Genomic DNA, 6,045 nt, shown 5'->3' on the forward strand with positions numbered 1-6,045 from the left:
CGCCGGGCGGAACGCCTGCCCACACGGGACGGAACCCGGGTGGTCCGCAGTCGTCAGCGGAAGATGCCGGTGTGGCCCAGGGAGTAGCGGCCCGGTTGGGGGTAGACCGCCAGGCCGTGGGGGCCACCGCCCACCGGGATGCGGGCCAGCTGCTTTCCGGTGCGGGCGTCGATCGCGTAGACCTCGGAGTCGTAGCGGCCCGACAGCCACAGCACCTTGCCGTCCGCGGACACCCCGCCCATGTCAGGGCTGCCGCCGTCCGGGAGCTTCCACTTCTTCGTCAGCCTGCCGGAGGGGAAGTCGAAGACGGAGACGGTCCCTTCACCCCGGTTCGAGATGAACATCGACTTCGAGTCGCGGCTGACGTAGAGCCCGTGGGTGCCCTTCCCCGTCGGCATGAGCTTCGGCTCGGTGAACCGGTCGCCGTTCAGGACCCAGACCCCGTCCGCCATCATGTCGGCGACGTACCAGGTCTTTCCGTCCGGCGAGATCTTCACGTCCTGCGGCATCGCGCCCTTGAAGGACAGCTTCCGCTTCCCGATGACCTTCATCTTCGCGGTGTCCACCTTGAGGAGTTCCCCGGAGAACTCGCAGGAGACGATGAAGTAGCGGCCGCCGGGCGAGAAGTCGGCGTGGTTCACGCCGTAGCAGGGCACCGGGACCGTCTTCCTGACCTTCATCGAGTGCGGGTCGCGGAAGACCAGCTCGCGGTCGAGCGAGGCCATCACCACGGCGTACCTGCCGTCGGGCGTGAAGTAGAGGTTGTACGGGTCGTGGACGTCGACCGGCTTGCCCGCCTTCCCCGTCTTCGGGTCGATGGGGGTCAGCGTGTGGCCGCGGTTGTTGTTGACCCAGAGTGTCTTGAGGTCCCAGGAGGGGACCACGTGCTGCGGCTGCTCACCCACCGCGAAGGTGTCGATGACCTTGTACGTCTTGGGGTCGATCACCGAGACCGTGTTGGACGTGGAGTTCGGCACGTAGATCCGGGACGGGAAGTCCTTGACGGCCGGAGAGAGCTGCCCCGGCCGGTCCGCGGCGTAGAGGTCGTCCGGATCCAGCACCGGCGGCATGCCGGGCAGCCCCGCGGGGACGGCCTTCGGCGACTCACCGGCCGGCCGCGGCGCGGCGCCGGGCGACCGGCCGGAGCCGGGCTCCCCGGCGGGGGACGCACAGCCGGAACCGGCGGCGAGCAGGGCGGCGGCGAGGAGCGCGGAGGCGCGGGCGGTGGCAGGTCTCACCCGGCCATTGAAAGTCGAGAGGCGCGAGTACGCCCGTTATCTGCTCCTTTGGTGTCATATGACGCGTTCCCTTCGGCCGTAAACCCCATCAACCAACGGAACCCGCAGGAGAATCGCGCATTCACCCGCCATTCATTAGGCCCGTGGCGCATCTCACCTTGGATCGTGTGGCGCCCATGAACCCGCGTCTGCGATAGTCGATCACCACGACCCCCATTGACCCGGGCAAGGTCGTTCACCAGTCCGCCGCGGATCACACCCCTTTTCCGCGGCGGAACGCAGGAGGCCCCAGTCCGCCGCACCCGGCGGACGAGGGCCTTCGCGCGTTCCGGGCCGCTCCGGCGCCGGGGCGGCGGAGGGCCGAGGCCGGAACCACGCCACACCCGCGACGTCGACGCCCGGCGATCCCCACCGGCGCCCGGCGATCCCCACCAGTGCTCGGCGGTCCGCGTCAGCACCCGACGGCCCCGTCAGCGCTCGGCGGTCCCCATCGGCGCCCGGCCGTTCACGTCAGCGCTCGGCGGTCCGCATTTCGAACCAGGTCGTCTTGCCGTACGGCAGCAGGTCGACACCCCAGCGGTCGGACAGCTTGTCCACCAGCATCAGCCCGCGACCGCTCTCGTCGAGCTCCTGCACCGGCAGCAGGCAGGGCAGCCCGCGCGAGGGGTCGCGGACCTCGATCCGGACCCTGCCCCGGCCGCGCAGCATCCGCAGCCCGAAGGTGCGCGCTCCCGTGTGCCGTACGGCGTTGCCGACCAACTCCGAGACGAGCAGCACGACATGCTCGGACATCAGGGCCGAGAGCCCCCACTGACGCAGCATCACCGACTGGGCCAGTCGGCGGGCCGTGGCCGCGGATTCCGGGCGGGAGGGCAGGCACACCTCGCCGACCGCGGGGTTTCCGTACAACTCGACGGCCTTGAGCGCCCGTTCGCCCTCGACGGACGGCGCCCAGGGCGCGGCGGCGACCGCACCGGCACGTCGCCGGGAGTGCTCCACTTCGTCGAGGCCCGCCATGCACCCATCATCGCCGCAAGTTGGGACTGTCGTGGGAGAACCCTGCAATTGCGTTTGCCGGAATCAGTAGTTCCGAGCCTCTTCAAAGGCATATGCCGTTGGCACCTGAGAGCGCTTCACACCTCCCTCACCTGCGGCAACGATCCGCACGCAAATGATCGCCAAACGTTTTCAAGCGCAAAACCCTTAAGGGTGGTTTAAGGCGCGCATAATGCCACGGCAAGCTTACGGAGCCTCGGCCGCACGCCTTTCCCCGCCCAATTCGGCCGGACTCAGCGGAATTTGGCCTTCCCCGGCCCCTCCTCGACAAAGCTCCGCATCCCCGTCTCGCGGTCCTCGGTGGCGAACAGGCCGGCGAACCAGTTCCGTTCGATGGCGAGCCCGGTGTCGAGGTCCGCCTCCAGCCCGGCGTCGATCGACTCCTTGGCCGCACGGAGTGCGATGGCCGGCCCCTGCGCGAGCCGGGCCGCCCACGCGAACGCCTCCTCGTAGACCCGCTCGTCCGGCACGACCCGGTCGACCAGGCCGATGGCCAGCGCCTCGGGGGCCTTCACCTGACGCCCGGTGAAGATGAGGTCCTTGGCCTTGGACGGGCCCACCAGCCGCGAGAGCCGCTGGGTGCCCCCCGCGCCTGGGATCAGGCCGAGGAGGATCTCCGGCTGGCCCAGCTTGGCGCCCTCGCCGGCGACGCGGATGTCGGCGCAGAGCGCCAACTCGCAGCCGCCGCCCAGCGCGTAACCGGACACCGCCGCCACGACGGGCTTGGGGATGCGCGCGACGGCGGTGAAGGAGTCCTGCAGGCCGCGGGACCTGGCCACCATGGCGGCGTGGTCCATCGCCTGCATCTCCTTGATGTCCGCGCCCGCCGCGAACACCTTCTGGCCGCCCCACAGGACCACGGCCCGTACGTCCTCGCGCCGCGTGACCTCCTCGGCCAGCTCGCGGAGCCGGTCCTGGGTGGCGATGTCCAGGGCGTTCATCGGCGGGCGGTCGAGACGGATGGTGCCGACGCCTTCGGAAACCTCGAGATGCACAGTCATGGGGGAAGGTTAGCCGCCGTTAACGCCACCCGGTCAACGCCTGTGGACAACTCCCGCCACCGGTCCCGCACCGGCCACCGCCGGTCCCGCTGCGCTCAAGCCCCGGCTACTGCGGCGCCTTCCACTCGTCCCAGTCCATGTTCCAGGCGTTGAGGCCGTTGTCGGGCTTGATCTGCTTGTCCTTGGAGTTCTTCACGATCACCACGTCGCCGATGATCGAGCGGTCGTAGAACCAGGCCGCGGGCGTTCCCTTGTTCCGGGCCCCGCGCGAGTCCTCCAGACCCACGCAGCCGTGGCTGACGTTGGCCCTGCCGAACGTCCAGGAACCGGCCCAGTAGTTGCCGTGGATGAACGTGCCGGAGGTGCTCAGCCGCATCGCGTGCGGCACGTCCTTGATGTCGTACTCGCCGCCGAAGCCCACGGTGTCCCCGTTCATGCGGGTCACCTTGTGCTTCTCGCTGATGACCATCTGCCCGTTGTACGTGGTGGTCGCGGGGGCGCCGGAGGTGATCGGGATGGTCTTGATGGCCTTTCCGTCGCGCACGACGGTCATGGTCTTCTTCTTGGCGTCGACGGTGCTCACCTGCGAGCGGCCGATCGTGAACGCGACTTCCTTGGCCTGCTTGCCGTAGACGCCGGGCCGTCCCTCGACTCCGTCGAGGTTGAGGCTCAGGGTCACCTTGGTGCCCTTGGCCCAGTACTTCTCGGGCCGGAAGTCCAGCCGGTCGTTGCCGAACCAGTGGCCCTCTATGGGCACCGAGGGCTCGGCCGTCACCTTGATGGCCTGTTCCACGGCCTCGGGGTCGGTGATCCCCCGGCTGAACCTGATGGAAAGCGGCATCCCCACCCCGACGGTCTGGCCGTTCTCGGGGGTGAAGTAGCCGATGAAGGTGTTCTTCGGTACGAACGTCTTGAAGGTCGCGTGCTTGGCGGACTCACGCCCCTCGGAGTCCTCGGCGACCGCGTCCACCGTGTACTCGGTGGCGGAGCTCAGGTGCGCGTCCGGCTGCCATATGGAGCCGCCGTCGGATATCTTCCCGTCGACCGGGTTGCCCTTGCTGTCGGCGACCTTGACCGAGGTCAACTTGCCCTTCCCCGCTGTGACCTTGAGCGCGCCGGTGGTGACCACGTCGGCGGTGCCGTCCTTCGGGGTGATCTCCACGACGGCCTGCGACGCCTTGGTGTCGACCCCCTTGCCGTCACCCTTGCCCTCGCCCGAGCCCGAACCGCCGTTCCCCCCGCAGGCGGTGGCCGTCAGCAGCACGCCGGCCGCCAGCGCCACCAGGCTTCCACCCCTGCGCCGGCCCCGCCGACTCCGCCGTCCCAGCGGCCCCGATACCGGCTGCACGTCCACAGTGTTCTCCCCTCGCACCAGCTGCCGCCCGACCGGCCCGCATCCCCCGTGCGCGACTCCCGGCACGCACGCCGTTAGATAACCACACCCCCTCGTTGGAGAGATCCCCGCGTATGTCACGGATCAGTCCCAAGTCGGCAGTCGCCGTTCGCGGGACTCGGTTGCAAGGGAGAGTTGATCGGTTCAGGGGCGGTTGGTGCAGGGACACAAGATCACAGGGGTACGGGGACACAGGGGCCCCGGCTGAGTATGCGCACCCTCTCAGAGGGCCGAACCCGCCCGCCACCGCGCCCAGTCCATGTTCCAGCCGCTCAGTCCGTTGTCCGGTGAGACCAGGCGTTCCGGGCTGTTCACGACCTCGACCACATCCCCGATCATGGAGTGGTCGAAGAACCAGCGCGCGGCGGTCTGCTCGCCGCCGCCCTGCACGTCCTGGAGCCCAATGCAGCCGTGGCTGACGTTGGTCTGCCCGAACAGCCCGGGCGGGGTCCAGTAGTTGCCGTGCAGGAACGTGCCCGAGGTGGTCAGCCGGATCGCGTGCGGCACGTCCGGGATGTCGTACTCGCCACCGAAACCGACCGTCTTCCCGTTCATCCTGGTGACCTCGTGGCGCGACATCACCACCATCCGCCCGTTGTAGGTGGGGGTGCCGGGGGCACCGGCGGTGACCGGCAGCGTGGCGACGGGCAGGCCGTCGCGCCGTACGGTCAGGGTGTGCGAGGCCGCGTCGACCGTGCTCACCTGGGAGCGGCCGACGGTGAACCGGACCGTCCGCCGCTGGATGCCGTACGAGCCGGGGCCCGCCTTCACCCCGCGCAGGCCCACGCGCAGGGTGACTTCGGTGCCCGGCGCCCAGTACGCGCGGGGGCGAAGGTCGAGCCGCCGGTCGCCGAACCAGTGCGCGGCGATCTCCACCGGCGGATTCGCACTGATCCGGATCGCACGCTGGACGGCGGCGCGATCGGCGATGGGGCGGTTGAAGTCGAAGGACACGATCATGCCGGTGCCGACGACGGACCCGGGATCGGGTCGGTAGAAGCCGATAAAGCTGCGCCGGGGCACGTGGGTGGTGAAGGTGGTGTGGCGCGCGACGCGGCGGCCGTGGCCGTCGACGGCGACCGCGTCCACCGCGTACCGGGCGGCCGGCTGGAGCCCGGCGGCGTTCGCGGGGCGCCAGCGCAGCCCGTCCTGGCTGATGCGCCCGGCGATCACCCGGCTCCCCCGGGACCCGCCCACGCGCGCGTCCCCGATCCGCACGACCCGGACCCGTTCGAGTCGGCCTTCGGGCACCGAGACCCTCAGGGGCGCCACCACGGACACGCTCTGCGCGCCGTCGGCCGGGTCGATCCTGATGACCTCCTCGGGCGGCAGGCCGGCGCCCGAGGAGGTCATCAGG

Annotated in this window: 5 protein-coding genes; all 5 read right to left on the reverse strand. The window is 69.9% G+C overall.

Annotation, left to right across the window (positions count from 1 at the left end; translation table 11 throughout):
- Positions 1–53: 53 nt before the first annotated feature.
- The gene (locus AOK16_RS21620; protein WP_055473848.1) at positions 54–1,238 is read right to left on the reverse strand and encodes a YncE family protein; all 1,185 of its coding nucleotides are present in this window, start codon (positions 1,236–1,238) and stop codon (positions 54–56) included.
- Positions 1,239–1,748: 510 nt separating this feature from the next.
- The gene (locus AOK16_RS21625; RefSeq protein WP_055473849.1) at positions 1,749–2,255 is read right to left on the reverse strand and encodes an ATP-binding protein; all 507 of its coding nucleotides are present in this window, start codon (positions 2,253–2,255) and stop codon (positions 1,749–1,751) included.
- A gap of 272 nt (positions 2,256–2,527) precedes the next feature.
- Positions 2,528–3,295 (reverse strand): enoyl-CoA hydratase/isomerase family protein, encoded by a 768-nt coding sequence (locus AOK16_RS21630; RefSeq protein WP_055473850.1) that lies wholly within the window; start codon positions 3,293–3,295, stop codon positions 2,528–2,530.
- Positions 3,296–3,401: 106 nt separating this feature from the next.
- Positions 3,402–4,649 (reverse strand): L,D-transpeptidase, encoded by a 1,248-nt coding sequence (locus AOK16_RS21635; RefSeq protein WP_079101637.1) that lies wholly within the window; start codon positions 4,647–4,649, stop codon positions 3,402–3,404.
- A 261-nt stretch (positions 4,650–4,910) separates the two neighbouring features.
- Positions 4,911–6,045: L,D-transpeptidase (locus AOK16_RS21640; RefSeq protein WP_107098422.1), on the reverse strand; the 1,135-nt coding region annotated here is incomplete at its 5' end.

Source organism: Streptomyces pathocidini (genome assembly GCF_001418495.1).
Classification (GTDB): Bacteria; Actinomycetota; Actinomycetes; order Streptomycetales; family Streptomycetaceae; genus Streptomyces; species Streptomyces pathocidini.